At 57.7% G+C, this 692-nt stretch carries 1 protein-coding gene; it reads right to left on the bottom strand.

What is annotated here, in order from left to right; translation table 11 throughout:
- Window positions 1-139: 139 nt before the first annotated feature.
- The gene (locus NW856_RS11165) at window positions 140-643 is read right to left on the bottom strand and encodes a hypothetical protein (protein ID WP_414342275.1); all 504 of its coding nucleotides are present in this window, start codon (window positions 641-643) and stop codon (window positions 140-142) included.
- Between the last annotated feature and the right edge of the window lie 49 nt (window positions 644-692).

The raw sequence follows: 692 nt of genomic DNA, 5'->3' as shown, positions 1-692 counted from the left end.
CTCGCGCCAGCGGGACGGAGTCCTATCGCGCCGGCGGGACGGAGTCCTTAGAAAAGCCTTCTGGCCCTCCGCATTCAACGCTTTGTCCTAGTTTGAATCGAAATGACCACAAAACCATAAAAGAGAAAAGTTCAAGAGCTCAAGCCATTGAAGGGGGTGGAGAGGCCCATCTGCGAAGCGATTGATTGACCTGTTCCATCAAAGCTCGGCAGGCTACGGTTTTGCCCTGTTGCCGATCCCCAGCTTGGTCGTAAAAGACAATACCATCGGCCCGGGAAAGGCCCAACGCCAAGAACAACAGCTCCAAGACCCCAAAAGAAGCGGTCTCCAGCTCCGGCGCTCGATCCTTAAGCTCTGCCAGCGTGGTGTGGGCATCTTCCAGGTGGCCGAAGGCCGGGATCCACAGATGGGTCGTCGGCTGGGATCCCTCTGAGGATGAGTCGCCAGCAGCAGGATCCTCGACCACCCGCACCGTCAGCCAGCCGCCATCGGGGTAGCGCAAGGTGGTGTATTGCAGGTGATCCAGGTGTTGGGCCACCTGAGTGAGCACATCCGCCACCTGTTGCATCGCCGCCGTTGGGATCCCATTTTGCGGAGCGGTATCCACAAGGGTTGCGGCCTGTGCTGCCAGACTAACCACCATGATTGACAACAATCCTCGTCCACATCCAGAATAGATATTCGCAGCGATT

Origin of the sequence: Synechococcus sp. R3-13 (genome assembly GCF_047462195.1) — a bacterium.
Classification (GTDB): domain Bacteria; phylum Cyanobacteriota; class Cyanobacteriia; order Thermostichales; family Thermostichaceae; genus Thermostichus.
Note: the sequence above shows the minus strand (reverse complement) of the source record. Positions and strands in the feature narration are given on the sequence as shown.